The sequence below is a fragment of the Rhodococcus sp. 15-2388-1-1a genome, from assembly GCF_002259145.1.
In the GTDB taxonomy this organism is placed as follows: domain Bacteria; phylum Actinomycetota; class Actinomycetes; order Mycobacteriales; family Mycobacteriaceae; genus Rhodococcoides.
Map to the genome: position 1 here is coordinate 101543 of NZ_NPFP01000048.1, position 15482 is coordinate 117024.

A 15482-nucleotide genomic window follows, 5' to 3' on the forward strand; every position below is an offset into this window, starting at 1 on the left:
GAAGCCACTACGTACTTGTGCTTGTACCGCTACGTAGACGATGGCGCGGTCGTTCCGAGGCTCGGAGAATTTCCGATCGTGGACTACAACGTGCTCGGACCCATGGTGGTGCGTGACGGGGCCGGCGTGAAGGCGCTCGGTGGGCTCAAGCAGCGGACCGTCTTGGCGGTGCTGCTCGTGGACGCGGGAAACGTCGTCGAGTTCGACCGATTGATCGATCTCGTCTGGAACGGCCGTCCGCCGGCCAAGGCTCTGACGTCACTGCGTGCCTACATGGCGAATCTGCGTCGGGTCCTCGGCGCGGAGAACGGCGCTCGGCTCGTCACGACGTCCTGGGGCTATCGGTTGGATCTGGGCAGTGACCGACTCGATCTGCGCCAGTTCGAGATGCTGGCCACGCGCGGGCGTGAGGCATTCGGTCGCGGCCGGTTCGCCGAGGCCGATGGCCAGTTCGGTCGTGCCCTTGCACTGTGGCGGGGCCCCGCGCTCGTCGAATTCGGTGATCTGGCCTTCGCCGTGGACGAGCGGGTACATCTCGACGCGGTGCACGCCGTGGTGTTGGAATCGGTGTTCGAGGCCCGTCTGCAGCTCGGTCGACACGAGACGGTGATCGCCGAGATCGAGCGCGCGCTGCGGGCCGCCCCGTTGCGCGAACACCTGTGGGGTCAGCTGATGATCGCTCTCGACCGGTCACATCGGACGGCCGAGGCCGTGGTCGCCTTTCGGCGGGCCGAGGCGATTCTGCGGACCGAACTCGGGGTGGCTCCGTCGCAGTACCTGCTCGACATCGAGACCTCGCTGTACACCGGCGGTTCGGTCAATCGAGCAGAGAGCCTCGTAGCGATGTGAGTTCGGCGCGGGTACTGATGCCCAGCTTTCCGAAGATGCGATTGAGGTGGGTCTCGACGGTGCGGATCGACAGCACGACGGCGGCGGCGATGTCGCGGTTGGACAGGCCGGATGCGGCGAGGGACGCGATCTGGCTTTCGCGTGCCGTCAGAGCCGGGTCTCGTGTTCCGTTCAGCAGCGGCGTGCTGGGATGTCCGCAGCGCGCGGCCAATACCCGGCCCTGCCGCCCCGCTGTTGCTGCGGCACGAGGGCTATTGCGCAGCAACAGGTTTCGGGCATAGAAGTACATCTCGGCCGCGTGTAGATCGAGGCCGTGCTTTTCGGCGCTCGTGGCCACGGCCACCACCTGCTCGGTGACCGCGGTGTTCGGCCCGGACGATGCGGCGAGTACCTCGACCATGCGTACTTCGGTGCGGGCCAGGTCCCCTTCGATCAGACCTGCCAGCTGGTGGACGGGAGCCAGCGCGGCAGCGGCCGCTCCGCACCGAGCGGCATCGACGTAGGAGAACAGGGCGGGCAGGTGGTGGTCGATAGCGGCATGGGCCTCGGCCGAGGCGATGAGCAGCTCGCAGGCCTCGTCGACGTCACCGCGGGCAGCGGCGGCCCAGCCGAGCGCTGCCAGACGCGTGCCGCGAGCACCGAACAACGCCGGCGAGGCCGGGTTGTCGAGGTCCGCGGCCTCGATGAGGTCCGACGCCTCCTCGGGTCGCCCGTCGAGCGCGAGGGCGCGGACCAGATCGCACGCCACCATCGGTTCCATCGATCGCTGGCCGAGTGTGCCTGCGAGCGTGTAGGCCTCCGAGCACCAGCGGATCGCCTCGGCCGCATGGCCCTGGGAGAGCAGCAGACCTCCGCGCGCCCACCCGAACCACGCCTGCTGCAGCGGTGAGAACTGTTCGACGGCTTCGTCGTACCGATAGCGAGCGAGGGACGTGGCCTCCTCGAAGTTGCCTGCGCACGCAATCGTGAAACACCGCGTCAGATCCAGCACCGTCGCCGCCGGATTGTCGGGCTCGGGCTGCACTCGGGCGAGCGCGGAGAACGCTGTCGACAATCGCCCTGCGACGGTGGCCCCGGCAGCGACGGCGAAGCTGGCCGAGATCAGCGTTGCACCGACGAGGTCGTCCATCAGAGGTTCGAGCAAGGCCAGCGAACCCGCCGTGTCTCCGATCGCATGCATCATCAGGCCGCGCTGCGCTCGCAGCTGCGTGCGGATGGCGGGATCGACGACGGCATGTTCGGTACTGGAGTTCAGCGCCAGCGCCCGCGCCGGATCCGCCAGCCGCAGCACCATGTTGTCGGTACACGCGCGCACGGCCGTCGCGCGTCGAATGTCGTTGTCGGCCCCCCGAAGAAGCTCGTCGAGCCGCTGCTGTGCGGATTCGGTCATGCCGAGCTGGCTCTCCGCGGACGCGAGGACGAGCTGGGCATCGAACCCGCCGCCGGCCGCCGCAGCGGCCGAGGCCAGCTTGCGCGTCGTCTCCGGGGGCACGAAGCGCCACGACAACCGAGCCGCCTCCACCGCAGTCGGGGCATCGAGCGAGACGCCCGCGTCGATACGAAGCAGTGCAGCGGTGACGCGTTCGCGGGGGCCGATCCCGTCGGTCGAGGCGTCGAGGGCGTCGGCGACCGTCAGGCTCAGACGACGCCTGCGCAAAGTGGCCATGTCCTCGGTGCGCACCTGTGCGGTGATGGGCGTCGAGAACGTCACCCGGTCGATGTTCTGTTCGGCGCGGATCGTCAGCACGCCCGCCGATTCGAGTTCCTCGATCAGACGCGGATCCATCACGGCGGCTGCGGCTCCGAACGCCAGCGAACCGGCCACGGCGACCATGTCGAGAGCGTCGTCGATTTCGGCAGCACCGGCGTAGTCGGCGAGCGCGATCACCTCGGCCAGATGATCACGCACCACATCGGCCAGACCGGCCGACACGGGCAGGGGAGCGGACAGGTGCCACACGTGGGACGTGACCGTCAACGCGCGGCGCTCGAGCGCCGTTGCCACCAGATCTCTCAGCGCCACGAGGTTGCCGGAGGATAATGCGGTGACTGCGAACACTGCTGCGCTGTCGACTATTTCGCCGTTGCGACCGAGCATCGACTCGATCAGCGATCGGCACTGCTGCAGCGTGAGCGGCTCGAGATCGATGCGGTCGATCACACCGTCCTTCCACAGGGCGTCGAGCACGGGGGTGCGGCGTCGACCCGCGCTGACACTGGCCAGCACGAACAGATCCTTCGATCCGACGCGCCGTGCGAGAAGCTCGATGGTCGAATCCGCCAGCCATTGGGCGTCGTCGATGACCACGACGGTGCGTCGACCGCCGTGCGCGTCCGCCAGCGTGGCGGCCAGAGCTCGATCGGATTCGACGGGGACGAATCCGGTACCGGTCGGCATCACCGTCACCACTCGGTGGGGGTGCCATCCCAGTTTCACCAGCGACCGCACCGCCTCGGTCAACAGGCGAGTTCGGCCGACACCGGGCGCGGCCTTGACGGCCATGCCGCCGTACCTGCCGGCGGCATGCAGAATTCGCTGCAGCTCGCCGTCTCGACCGATCAGCGGAACCTCGCCGATCGACCGCTTTTCCACCGCCATCGATGGATTATGGTCTACAACTTACGAAGCCGCAGCCGGTTGATCGCGTGATCGTTGTCCTTACGCAGCACCATCGTCGCTCGCGGTCGCGTCGGGAGGATGTTCTCCACCAGATTCGGCAGGTTGATCGAATGCCACAGATCCTCGGCCGCGATCTGCGCGTGGTCGTCGGACAGGCCTGCATAGTGGTGGAAGTGCGAGGACGGATCGGTGAACGACGTCTTACGCAATGCGAGAAAGCGTTTGACGTACCAACTCTCGATGTCCTCGATCCGCGCGTCGACGTAGATCGAGAAGTCGAACAGATCCGAGACCATCAACCGCGGTCCGGTCTGTAATACGTTGAGCCCCTCCACGATCAGGATGTCGGGCTGCCGGACCATGTGGTACTGGCCCTTGACGATGTCGTACGAGACGTGCGAATAGACCGGTGCGCCGACCTCTTCGGTCCCGGACTTGACCTCGGTGACGAACCTGAGCAGCTTGCGCCGGTCGTAACTTTCGGGAAATCCCTTGCGATGCAGTATGCCTCGACGCATGAGCTCGGCCGTCGGGTACAGGAATCCGTCGGTGGTGACCAGATCGACCCGCGGATGATGGTCCCATCGGGCCAGGAGTGCCTGCAGCACACGGGCCGTCGTCGACTTTCCGACGGCGACGCTCCCCGCGACCCCGATGACGAACGGGACCTGACGGTCGGGGTGCTTCTCGCCGAGGAACGTCGCGGTCGCGGCGAACAGTCGTTGCCGAGCCGCGACCTGGAGGTGAATCAGTCGTGCCAGTGGCAGATAGACCTCGGCCACCTCGTCGAGATCGATCTGTTCACCCAGACCACGCAGACCGACGAGCTCTTCCTCGGTCAGCACCAACGGCGTGGATTGACGTAGCGTGCGCCACTGCACACGGTCGAACTCGACGTACGGACTGGACTCGCTCACGCACAGCTCCGACCAGAGTCGTTCCGCAGGCTCCACTCGTGCCACGTCAGAGCTGCGGAGGGTTCGGCTGAGCTCCTGTCGAGCGCGAGTCGCATGGTTCCAGATTGTGCTCGGTGCCGGTCGATCGCGCACGGGCGGGGTCGTTCGCCGTACTAGGGTTCGGATATGGATGCTGCTTCCCTCGTTCGTGAATACCTGCTGCTGGGCCTGAGTTTCGACCGGCTCGAAGACGGATTCGTCGATGCATACACCGGCGATCCCGAGTTGCGTCGCATCACCGAGAACGCCCCCGCGCCCGAGCCGCGGGAGCTGATCCGTCGAGCACAGACTCTGCGTGCCGAGCTCGGCAACGTCGATCTGACACCCGAGCGCACGACGTTCCTCGACGTCCACCTGCGCGCATTCGAATGCTCGGCGCGCAAGTTCGCAGGCGAGGACATCGGTTTCGTCGACGAGGTGTACGCCTACTTCGACGTCCGAATCTCCGCGGGCGATCAGGATCAGTACCTGCAGGCACACCGCAAGATGGACGAGGTTCTCTCCGGTCCCGGGTCGCTCGGCGAACGGTTGATCGCGCATCGCCGTGCCGACGTCGTTCCGGCCGACCGACTGCAGGACTGCGTCGAGGCGTTCTCGTCCGCGTTGCGCGACCGCGTCCGCGCCGAATACACGCTGCCCGACACCGAGAAGGTCACCTACGAGGTCGTCGGAGACAAGCCGTGGTCGGGATTCAACTACTACCTCGGCGACTACCGGTCCACCGTCGCGATCAACTCCGACATCGAGCAGCAGATGGCCAATCTGCCGCACCTGATCGCGCACGAGTCCTACCCGGGACACCACACCGAGCACTGCCGCAAGGAGACCGGGTTGGTCGGCGCAGGCCAACTGGAGCAGACGCTGTTCCTGGTCAACACCCCGCAGTGTCTGATGGCCGAGGGCCTGGCCGATCACGCGCTCGGGGCCGTCGTCGGCGAAGGCTGGGGTCTGTGGGCGCAGGAGATCTACGCCGACCTTGGACTGCGATTCGACGGCGAGAAGGCCGAGCGTCTCTCGGCTGCGTCGAGCCAGTTGCTCGGGGTGCGGCAGGACGCCGCGCTGCTCCTGCACGATCAGCACAAGAGCGAGGACGACGTGGCTGCCTACCTGGAGCGATGGTCGTTGGCATCGCCGCAGCGCGCCCGGCACAGCCTGCGCTTTCTGTCCTCCCCGCTGTGGCGGGCGTACATCAGCACCTACGTCGAGGGTTACAAGCTGCTCGCCGGCTGGCTGGACCGAGGTGAGACGGCCAGTGAGCGCGCGCAACTGTTCGGCAGGCTGCTCGACGAGCCACTGACACCCGGTGCACTGCGCGTCTCGTAAACTGGCCTGGCCCCCTTTATTCTGCTGTCCCTTGGAGACTCCTGTTATGACTGACGTCAACAACCTGTCACTGGCCGAACTCGATCCCGAGGTCGCCGAAGCGATGGCCGGTGAGCTGGGGCGTCAGCGCGACACGCTGGAGATGATCGCCTCGGAGAACTTCGTTCCCCGCGCGGTGCTGCAGGCCCAGGGCAGCGTCCTGACCAACAAGTACGCCGAGGGCTACCCCGGCCGCCGCTACTACGGCGGCTGCGAGCACGTCGACATCGTCGAGGATCTCGCGCGCAACCGCGCCAAGGAACTCTTCGGTGCCGAGTTCGCGAACGTGCAGCCGCACGCCGGAGCGCAGGCCAACGCCGCGGTCCTGATGGCCCTGATCAACCCGGGCGACAAGATCATGGGCCTCGACCTCGCCCACGGCGGCCACCTCACGCACGGCATGAAGCTGAACTTCTCGGGCAAGCTCTACGAGGTCGAGTCCTACGGGGTGTCGAAGGAAGACCACCGGATCGACATGGACGAGGTGCGCAAGCAGGCCATCGCCGCCAAGCCGCAGGTGCTCATCGCCGGCTGGTCGGCCTACCCACGTCACCAGGACTTCGCCGCGTTCCGCTCCATCGCCGACGAAGTGGGCGCACTGCTCTGGGTCGACATGGCGCACTTCGCCGGACTCGTCGCCGCAGGCGTGCACCCCTCACCCGTGCCGTACGCAGACGTCGTCTCCTCCACCGTGCACAAGACCCTCGGCGGACCCCGCTCCGGCATCATCCTGGCCAAGAAGGAATGGGCCAAGAAGCTCAACTCCGCAGTGTTCCCCGGCCAGCAGGGCGGCCCGCTGATGCATGCCATCGCCGCCAAGGCAGTTGCGTTCAAGATCGCTGCGACGCCCGAGTTCAAGGAACGCCAGGAGCGCACCCTCCTCGGTGCATCACTGCTCGCCGAGCGTCTCACCGGCGCCGACGTCGCAGACAAGGGTGTATCGGTCCTCACCGGCGGCACCGACGTGCACCTGGCACTGGTGGACCTGCGCAACTCGGAGATGGACGGCCAGCAGGCCGAGGATCTCCTGCACGAGGTCGGCATCACCGTCAACCGCAACGCAGTGCCCTTCGACCCACGCCCGCCGATGGTCACCTCCGGCCTGCGCATCGGCACCGGCGCACTGGCAACCCGCGGATTCGGCGAAGCCGAGTTCACCGAGGTCGCCGACATCATCGCCACCGCCCTGGCCACCGGCGAGGCCAGCGATTCCCTCAAGGACCGCGTGGTGAAACTGGCACAGAGCAAGCCACTGTACGAGGGCCTCGAAGACTGGGGATTGCTCGGCTGATCGACGCGCCCACCCCGCCCGCGTCAATGGACCATTGCACCGCTCAGACGTGTGCAGTGGTCCATTCACGCAGCACCCCGGTCCGCGTCAATGGACCATTGCACCGCTCAGACGTGTGCAGTGGTCCATTCACCCATCCGCGCCGGATCAATGTGGCTTTCAGTCGATCTGAGTGCAACGAAGTCGCATTGATTCACCCGGGGGAGGGCATTTTCGATACCGGTCGCCCGGTGACCAGGGTCGATGTCGACGTAACGCGTTGTTCACCGACACGCCAGACTTCCAGCGAGCCGATACCGGATTTCGGCGGTACCGTCGGCAGTAACAGGCAGCGGGGAAGCTACCTGTGCGGGAGGTTCTGATACGTGACTGAGCTAGTGAGCGCGAGAGGGCCGGTACCCGGTCCTCGTGTCACCTGACACATCGGACCCGACCGGCCGAGCGACAGAGTTTGCGCGGTGCCGCGCAGACGTAGGAGCCCCACGTGACCACTTCACGCTCCGTTTCCGCCCCTCTTCGGACATTCGTGCTCGATACCTCGGTCCTGCTCTCGGATCCCTGGGCAGTCATCCGGTTCGCCGAGCACAATGTGGTACTTCCGTTGATCGTGATCAGCGAGTTGGAGGGCAAACGCCACCATCACGAATTGGGATGGTTCGCGCGGGAATCCTTGCGCATGCTCGACGACCTGCGAGTCGAGTTCGGCCGACTCGACCAGCCGGTTCCCATCGGAACATCCGGTGGCACACTGCAAGTCGAGCTCAATCACACCGATCCGTCGGTGCTTCCCGTCGGGTTCCGCACCGACTCCAACGATTCTCGAATCCTCGCCTGCGCCCTGAACCTGGCGGCCGAAGGCAAGGACGTCGTGCTCGTCAGCAAGGACATTCCGTTGCGCGTCAAGGCCGGTGCCGTCGGTCTTCCCGCCGACGAGTACCACGCTCACGACGTCGTGCCGTCCGGTTGGACCGGTATGACCGAGCTCGATGTGCCGTCCGATGCGGTCGACACACTGTTCAACGACGGTGTCATCGACCTGGTGGAGGCGCGAGACCTGCCGTGCCACACAGGAGTTCGACTGCTTGCCGGACGGCAGAGTGCGCTGGGGCGCGTCACGCCCGACAAGCAGATCCAACTCGTACGCGGTGAGCGAGAGGCGTTCGGCCTGCACGGTCGCTCGGCAGAACAGCGAGTGGCGCTGGATCTTCTGCTCGACGAGAGCATCGGCATCGTCTCGCTCGGTGGAAAGGCCGGCACCGGTAAGTCCGCTCTGGCGCTGACTGCCGGACTCGAGGCCGTCCTGGAACGACGCTCGCATCGGAAAGTCGTTGTCTTCCGGCCGCTCTACGCCGTCGGCGGTCAGGAGCTCGGCTATCTCCCCGGTAGCGAGAGCGAGAAGATGGGCCCCTGGGGACAGGCGGTCTTCGACACCCTCGAAGGGCTCGCGAGCCCGGAGGTGATGGAGGAGGTCATCGCCCGCGGAATGCTGGAAGTGTTGCCGCTGACGCACATTCGCGGCCGATCGCTGCACGATTCCTTCGTGATCGTCGACGAGGCACAGTCACTCGAGCGCAACGTCCTGCTGACGGTACTGTCCCGACTGGGTTCGGGCTCACGGGTCGTACTCACCCACGACGTCGCTCAGCGAGACAACCTACGAGTCGGACGACACGACGGCGTGGCTGCAGTGATCGAAAAGCTCAAGGGACACCCACTTTTCGCACACATCACCCTCACTCGCAGTGAGCGTTCACCGATCGCTGCACTGGTGACGGAGATGCTCGAAGAGTTCGGGCCGTCGGGAGCCTGACCCCCTCGTGAGCGTGGAGCCTGCGGGTCGTTCCGCAGGCTCCACTCCTGCCTCTTAGTCCACCACGAGGTTCCGCTCACAAGGGTCACCGGCCGACTGCGGCCCGGAATACTCCTCGTGCAACACCTTTCAGGAAGTCGACAGTGTCGAAGTAGTCTCGCCACACCGCCATTCTGCCGTCGCGCAGCTCGAAGGTTCCGCACACCCAGAACTCGATCCGAAGCCGACGCCAGATCAGCACATCTGTGCGCTCGGTGAGAACGATGTTTCCGTCGGCCGCGATGTTGTGCACGATCACGTCGAAGCCGAACGCAGGCTTGGCGAGCATCGCCATGTACCTGCCCACGTTCGAGGTGCCGCGCACCTTCGGTAATCCGACGTTGTGCCAGACGATGTCGTCGTCGAGGAGCGACATCGCGCGATCGGTGTCTCGACTTCGCAACGCGTCGAACAGATCCATCACGGTCTCGGTTGCCTGCTGTGTCTCGGTCATTTGGTGAACCGCCCCAATCCATCGCCGTCGAAGAACTCGAGCGTCAGCGTATTCGCGTTGAACGTCGCCTGGGAAATGGTTCCGTCCGGTGCGTTCTCGCCCGTCGGCTCGAACGTGAACGTGTCACCGTCCCAGGGTGACAACTCGTACGACGTCGAGTTCGGTCCGAGGGACAACACCAACTCACCGTTGACCTCCGCCACCGTCGCCGGCCCCCAGTAGCTGTTCTGGTACACCCCAACGTACGACGCGAGAGGTTGTGGCGCAGTGGGATTCGTTGGAGCGGTCTTGCCTGCGAGCTCGCCTTCCGGTTCGCTCATGCCGGCGAAGGCATTCTTGTACAGCGTTCGCCAGTCCTCCCGCACCTCACCGAACTGAACGAGGTCGGCGAACTCGGCAGTGACCGTTTCGGCGATGCCGAGGGGTGCGGCATTGGTCAGTACGACGATGGCGACGTCGAGCGAAGGAATCCAGACGAAGTTGGTGCCCGCTCCCAGAGCGAACGCTCCCGAATGACTCACCGTCGTGCGGCCGGCCGCACTGGTGGAGACGTTGAATCCGAAGCCGTAGTAGCCGGCGCGTGAGTCCGGTGTCGCCGACGGGCTCGACACGATCTGCGCGCTGACGGCGGGCAGAAGGGCGTCGGGATCGACGAGCTCTCGTCCGTCGTGGGTGCCGTCGGCGACGAGCATAGTCAGCCACTTCGCAAGGTCGTTCACCGAGGAGCTGACGCCACCGGCCGGGGTCTGTGGATCGGGTTCCCGCTGATACTTCGCCTGATACTCGCCGTCGACCAGTACATGGGGTACGGCCCGATCGGCCCGCGACATGTAGTCCGCGAACGACGAGCTGGTCGAGGTCATGCCGAGCGGGCCGTAGATCGTGTCCTGGCTGAGGGTGTCCCAGTCCTTGCCCGACGCCGCCGCGACGGCTTCGGCCGCGGCCGTGATCCCGAAGTTGGTGTAGTGGTACGTGGAGCGGAACGGGTCGAGGGGCACCTCCCGAAGGCGTTCGAGAATTTGGCGCCGGTCGTAGCCGAGGTCCTCGAGCAGATCGCCTTCGTGCTCGGGCAGCCCGCTTCGATGCGCGTAGAAGTCGCCGACCGTGACGTTCTCGGTCACCCACGGATCGTCGAGCGCGAACCACGGCAACTGCGAGACCACCGGCGTCGACCAGTCGACCACGCCCGCTCCCACCTGGGACGCGATGACCGTCGCACCGACCGATTTGGACAGCGAGGCCAACTGGAACACCGAGTCGCCGTCGACCGTATCGTCCTTACCCACTTCGCGGACGCCGAAGCCCTTCGAGTAGACGACGTCCGAGCCGTGCACGACGGCAATGGCCATACCGGGGATGTTCGACGACGCCATCAGCTCCTCGGCGATGCCGTCGAGCTTGCCGACCGCCTCGTCGATGCGGCCGGTCGGAACATCGACGCCCGCGACCTGACCGGGGGACAGGTCGCTGGGCGGGGCGGGCTCGGATGTCGGTGGACTGTCTGCGGTCGGTGCGTCGTTCGAGCACCCGACCAGCACGACCATCGAGCACACAACAGCAAGACACAGCAAATTTCGACCCGACCGCATCATGAGGAGTCCTCACTTCGATGACTGGATGCACCTGAGAATAGACCTGCAACGACCTGGTGTTAGGAGAATTCACAATGGTCAGGGGCACGACGTCGGGCGCTCAGGTGTAGGCGCTACGGTTACCGCATGTCTACGAACCTGTCCGACGGTGATCTGCTGGTCCGTTTGGAGCCCGCGGTCGAAGAGAATCTACGACGCCACATCGAGGCTGCCAGCGACTGGCATCCCCACGATCTCGCGCCGTTCGACGAGGGCAAGAACTTCGCGTTCCTCGGCGGCGAGGACTGGACGCCGGAGCAGTCGCACCTCAGCGATGTCGAAATCCTGTCCGCCACGGTCGGCGTGTTGGTGGCCGACAACCTGCCCGCGTACCACCGCGAACTGGCCCACGCGCTCACCGGCCTCGGAGCCTGGTGGAAGTGGACCGGCCGGTGGACGTCGGAGGAGAACCGGCAGTCGATCGTGCTGCGCAACTTCCTGGTGCTCACCCGGGCAGTCGATCCGGTCGCCCTCGAGCGCGTCCGGATGGAGCACATGACGCTCGGATACGACGCCCCCAGCCAGCATCTGCTCGACATCCTCGCGCATTTCGCCATCGAGGAAGCCGCAGCCTCACTGCGTAACCGCAACACCATCGCCCTCGGCAAGGACCCCGTGCTCGCCACCATCCTCGGCCGGATCGCCGACGACGACGCGCTGCAGTCGGCATTCTTCGCCAGCATCCTCGACGAGGCATTCGCCGTGGTGCCCGACCAGGCCGCCCGCGCCATCGCGGACCGGATCAACGGGTTCAAGATTCCCGAGGTCGACCTTCCCGAGCGGGGCAGCAGCACCGCAGCGCTCGCCGAAGCCGGAATCTACGACGCGGATCAGGAACGCGACAAGGTGTTCAAGCCGCTGCTCGCAGGCTGGAAGATCTTCGACCGCACCGATCTGGGCGAGGACGGGCTGAAGGCACGCGAGGAACTCGCTCACCTCGCCTGAGGTTCGGCCCCTTTCGAAAGCGTGAATGGTCCATTGCACACGTCTCGGCGGTGCAATGGACCATTCACGCGTTCAGGGGTCCGGCGGGCGAACCGAAAAGCTAGTCCTTGACCTTCGCCATGGCGAGGACGTCGAGGCGCTTGTCGAGTTCGGCCTCACTGAGTTTGTCGCCGATCAGTCCGCGGTCGATGACCGTCTGACGGATCGTCTTCTTCTCCTTGAGTGCCTGCTTGGCGACGGCGGCAGCTTCCTCGTAGCCGATCGCGGAGTTCAGTGGCGTCACGATGGACGGCGAGGACTCGGCGAGGGTCTTGAGGTGCTCGACGTTGGCTTCGAGGCCGACGACACACTTGTCTGCGAACAGCACCGAGACGTTGGCGAGCAGCTTGAACGACTCGAGCAGGTTGCGCGCCATCATCGGGATGTACACGTTGAGCTCGAATGCGCCCGACGCGCCGCCGAATGCGACTGCGGCGTCGTTGCCGATGACCTGAGCCGCGACCTGCGTAACAGCTTCGGGCAGAACGGGATTGACCTTGCCGGGCATGATGGAGCTGCCGGGCTGCAGGTCGGGGAGGGTGATCTCGCCGAGTCCGGTGAGCGGTCCCGATCCCATCCAGCGAATGTCGTTGGCAATCTTGGTCAGTGAGACCGCGATGGTGCGCAGTGCGCCCGAGGCCTCGACGAGTCCGTCACGTGCGGCCTGCGCCTCGAACGAATCCTTGGCGGCGGTGAGTGCATCGATACCGGTCGACTCGACCAGTGCTGCAACAACTTTCGGGCCGAAGCCGTCGGGTGCGTTGAGTCCGGTGCCGACCGCGGTGCCGCCGATGGGCAGTTCACCGAGGCGCGGCAGGGTGGCCTCGACGCGCTCGATGCCGGCCTCGATCTGACGGGCGTAGCCGCCGAATTCCTGACCGAGGGTGACCGGAACGGCATCCATGAGGTGGGTGCGGCCGGACTTCACGACGTGCTTCCACTCCGTGGCCTTGACCACGAGAGCCTCGTGGAGGTGGCGCAGTGCTGGCACGAGCGACGTCACGGCTGCCTCGGTGGCGGCGACGTGAGTGGCCGTCGGGAACGTGTCGTTGGAGGACTGCGACATGTTGACGTGATCGTTGGGGTGCACCTCGACGCCGTTCGCCTTGGCGATCGACGCGATGACCTCGTTGGCGTTCATGTTGGAGCTGGTGCCCGAGCCGGTCTGGAAGACGTCGATCGGGAACTGGTCGTCGTGCTTGCCGTCGGCGATCTCGGTGGCGGCGGCGATGATCGCGTCGGCCAGTGCGCCGTCGAGCAGACCGAGGTCCTTGTTGACCTGCGCGCAGGCTGCCTTGAGCAGGCCCATCGCGCGAATCTGAGTGCGCTCGAGCGGACGGCCCGAGATGGGGAAGTTCTCCACGGCACGCTGCGTCTGGGCACGCCAGAGCGCATCGATGGGAACGCGAACCTCTCCCATGGTGTCGTGCTCGATCCGGAACTGCTGTTCGTTCTCTGTCATTGACCTCTTGCCTCGGTAGGGGAGCGGAAACTTCGTCGAGCGGTCGTCAGAAGGACGGGATGGCACCGGAGGTGTCGCCGTCGAAGTCGATGGTCGAGTACTCCTTGAGCTTGTTGAGCTGGTGGTACGCGTCGATCATGCGGACGGTGCCGGACTTCGAGCGCATCACGATGGACTGCGTGTGCGCGCCGCCGCCCGAGTAGCGGACGCCCTGGAGCAGGTCGCCGTCGGTGACGCCGGTCGCGGTGAAGAAGACGTTCTCGCCCGAGACCAGGTCTTCGGTGGACAGGACGCGATCGAGATCGTGTCCGGCGTCGATCGCCTTCTGGCGTTCGTCGTCGTCGGTCGGAGCCAACATGCCCTGGTGCACGCCACCCATGCAGCGCATGGCGGCCGCCGCGATGATGCCCTCGGGAGTTCCACCGGTGCCCATGAGGATGTCGATGGGGGAGGTGGGGCGAGCGGCGGCGATGGCACCGGCGACGTCGCCGTCGGAGATCAGTCGAATGCGGGCACCGGTGTCGCGGACCTGCTGGATCAGCTCGGCGTGCCGGGGTCGGTCGAGGATGCACACCGTGACGTCGGAGGTGGATCCCTTCTTGATCTTGGCGACGCGGGCGATGTTCTCGGCGACCGGTGCGGTGATGTCGATGACGTCGGCGAAGTCGGGTCCGACGGCGATCTTCTTCATGTAGAAGACGGCGGACGGATCGAACATCGCGCCGCGCTCGGCGACGGCGAGAACCGAGATGGCGTTGGGCATGCCCTTGGCCATCAACGTCGTGCCGTCGACGGGATCGACGGCGAAGTCGACCTCGGGTCCGTTGCCGTTGCCGACCTGTTCGCCGTTGTAGAGCATCGGCGCTTCGTCCTTCTCGCCCTCGCCGATGACGACGACGCCGCGCATCGAGACCGAGCTGACCAACTGACGCATGGCGTCGACTGCTGCTCCGTCGCCACCTTCCTTGTCGCCGCGACCGACCCAGCGACCCGAGGCGAGCGCACCGGCCTCGGTGACGCGTACGAGTTCGAGTGCGAGGTTGCGATCTGGCGCCATGGCGCGAGTGGACTCGGTGCTGGCCGTCATCGGTTTGTAGCCTCCTGGTTGGTGGGGTGTTACCCAGGCGCGATTATCTCACTTCTGTGATGCCCGCGGTGGGGTCGGGTCGTCTGTGAGGCACGCGCCGATCGAGCACTGCTGCGCAGAGGGGATACTGGTGGGGTGGCAAACAGCAAACCTCGGATTCTCAACAACAGTCGCGACATGGTGTGGTCGCTCATTCCGCTGGTCATCGCGTGTTTGTTGATTGCGGGCATCGCCAGTCAGTGCTCGCTGAGCCCCGGCGGGCCCCAGCAGGGCCCCATCCCCAACTTCGACATCGACACCGCATTGCAGTACGACGCGTCGGAAATCGGCTTTCCGGTGCGTAATCCGGCTGTTCCCGAGGATTGGACGCCCAACTCGGGCAGTCGCCCGACGATCGCAGGCGACAACGGCGGACCGGTGTCGACTGTCGGATACATCACCGGATCGGGTGCGTATCTGCAGCTGACCCAGACCAGCGCCGTCGAGGAGGTGTTGGTTCCCTTCGTGGCAGGCGACGAGACGGTGTACGCGTCGGGCGCGCAGAACGTGTCGGGTCGAGACTGGGTCGTCTACGGCGAGGAAGGCTCGCGGAAGTACTGGGTCTCGGACTTCGGCGATGTGCGGATCCTGCTGGGCGGTACCGCGAACGATGGGGACTTCACCACGCTCGCCGAGTCGCTCGAGGTCACCGAACCGCTCGCGCCCTAGCTGTCCTTCTCGGTGCTCGCGAGCGCGGTCTCGATCCGCTTGCGGGCACCGGCGAGCTGTTCCTCGCAGCGAGTGGCCAGCTGCTCTCCCCGCTCCCACAGGGCCAGGGAGGCGTCGAGATCGAGGCCGCCCTGCTCGAGGATCTTCACCACGCCCACCAGTTCGTCGCGGGCCTCTTCGTAGCCCAGTTCCGATACCGGCTTGTCGTTCTCGCTCATCCGTACTCCTT

13 protein-coding genes are annotated in these 15482 nt (G+C 65.7%); 6 read left to right on the forward strand and 7 right to left on the reverse strand.

Annotation, left to right across the window (positions count from 1 at the left end):
* Window positions 1–78: 78 nt before the first annotated feature.
* On the forward strand, window positions 79–849 hold the full coding sequence (locus CH302_RS27030) for an AfsR/SARP family transcriptional regulator (protein ID WP_141216741.1): 771 nt from the start codon (window positions 79–81) through the stop codon (window positions 847–849).
* On the opposite strand, the gene CH302_RS27035 is transcribed toward CH302_RS27030, so the two are convergent.
* Window positions 818–3448: a helix-turn-helix transcriptional regulator gene (locus tag CH302_RS27035; RefSeq protein ID WP_037191392.1), complete on the reverse strand. Its 2631-nt coding sequence runs from the start codon at window positions 3446–3448 to the stop codon at window positions 818–820. The genes CH302_RS27030 and CH302_RS27035 overlap by 32 nt on opposite strands.
* Window positions 3449–3462: 14 nt before the next feature.
* The gene (coaA, locus tag CH302_RS27040; protein WP_037191653.1) at window positions 3463–4386 is read right to left on the reverse strand and encodes a type I pantothenate kinase; all 924 of its coding nucleotides are present in this window, start codon (window positions 4384–4386) and stop codon (window positions 3463–3465) included.
* Between the two features lie 165 nt (window positions 4387–4551).
* On the opposite strand from coaA, the gene CH302_RS27045 reads away from it, so the two are divergent.
* The 3 genes from CH302_RS27045 (at window position 4552) to CH302_RS27055 (ending at window position 8888) form a co-directional block, all read left to right on the forward strand.
* Window positions 4552–5748 (forward strand): hypothetical protein, encoded by a 1197-nt coding sequence (locus tag CH302_RS27045; RefSeq protein WP_037191394.1) that lies wholly within the window; start codon window positions 4552–4554, stop codon window positions 5746–5748.
* Between the two features lie 46 nt (window positions 5749–5794).
* Complete coding sequence (gene glyA, locus CH302_RS27050) at window positions 5795–7078, forward strand: serine hydroxymethyltransferase (protein WP_037191396.1); 1284 nt, start codon at window positions 5795–5797, stop codon at window positions 7076–7078.
* Window positions 7079–7562: 484 nt separating this feature from the next.
* Window positions 7563–8888, forward strand: coding sequence for a PhoH family protein (locus CH302_RS27055; RefSeq protein WP_176460789.1), 1326 nt, complete (start codon window positions 7563–7565; stop codon window positions 8886–8888).
* An 85-nt stretch (window positions 8889–8973) separates the two neighbouring features.
* Here CH302_RS27055 and CH302_RS27060 read toward each other — a convergent pair whose 3' ends face one another.
* Window positions 8974–9381, reverse strand: a complete 408-nt coding sequence (locus CH302_RS27060; RefSeq protein WP_037191401.1) for a limonene-1,2-epoxide hydrolase family protein — start codon at window positions 9379–9381, stop codon at window positions 8974–8976.
* Window positions 9378–10970 carry a serine hydrolase gene (locus tag CH302_RS27065; protein WP_037191655.1) on the reverse strand — a complete coding sequence of 531 codons (1593 nt, stop codon included), beginning with the start codon at window positions 10968–10970 and terminating at the stop codon, window positions 9378–9380. The genes CH302_RS27060 and CH302_RS27065 overlap by 4 nt, the downstream gene beginning before the upstream one ends.
* A gap of 129 nt (window positions 10971–11099) precedes the next feature.
* Here CH302_RS27065 and CH302_RS27070 point away from each other — a divergent pair, with 129 nt between their 5' ends.
* Entirely contained in the window at window positions 11100–11957 is an 858-nt protein-coding gene (locus CH302_RS27070; protein ID WP_037191404.1) for an acyl-ACP desaturase, read from the forward strand.
* Between the two features lie 100 nt (window positions 11958–12057).
* Here the strand turns inward: CH302_RS27070 and CH302_RS27075 are convergent, their stop codons facing one another.
* Together CH302_RS27075 and glpX are read right to left on the reverse strand one after the other, a co-directional pair.
* Complete coding sequence (locus CH302_RS27075) at window positions 12058–13458, reverse strand: class II fumarate hydratase (RefSeq protein ID WP_037191407.1); 1401 nt, start codon at window positions 13456–13458, stop codon at window positions 12058–12060.
* A gap of 46 nt (window positions 13459–13504) precedes the next feature.
* Complete coding sequence (gene glpX / locus CH302_RS27080) at window positions 13505–14545, reverse strand: class II fructose-bisphosphatase (RefSeq protein ID WP_037191409.1); 1041 nt, start codon at window positions 14543–14545, stop codon at window positions 13505–13507.
* 135 nt (window positions 14546–14680) lie between these two features.
* On the opposite strand from glpX, the gene CH302_RS27085 reads away from it, so the two are divergent.
* The gene (locus tag CH302_RS27085; protein ID WP_037191411.1) at window positions 14681–15253 is read left to right on the forward strand and encodes a DUF4245 domain-containing protein; all 573 of its coding nucleotides are present in this window, start codon (window positions 14681–14683) and stop codon (window positions 15251–15253) included.
* Here CH302_RS27085 and CH302_RS27090 read toward each other — a convergent pair.
* Window positions 15250–15471 (reverse strand): exodeoxyribonuclease VII small subunit, encoded by a 222-nt coding sequence (locus tag CH302_RS27090; protein ID WP_037191413.1) that lies wholly within the window; start codon window positions 15469–15471, stop codon window positions 15250–15252. The two genes, CH302_RS27085 and CH302_RS27090, sit on opposite strands and share 4 nt — an antisense overlap.
* Between the last annotated feature and the right edge of the window lie 11 nt (window positions 15472–15482).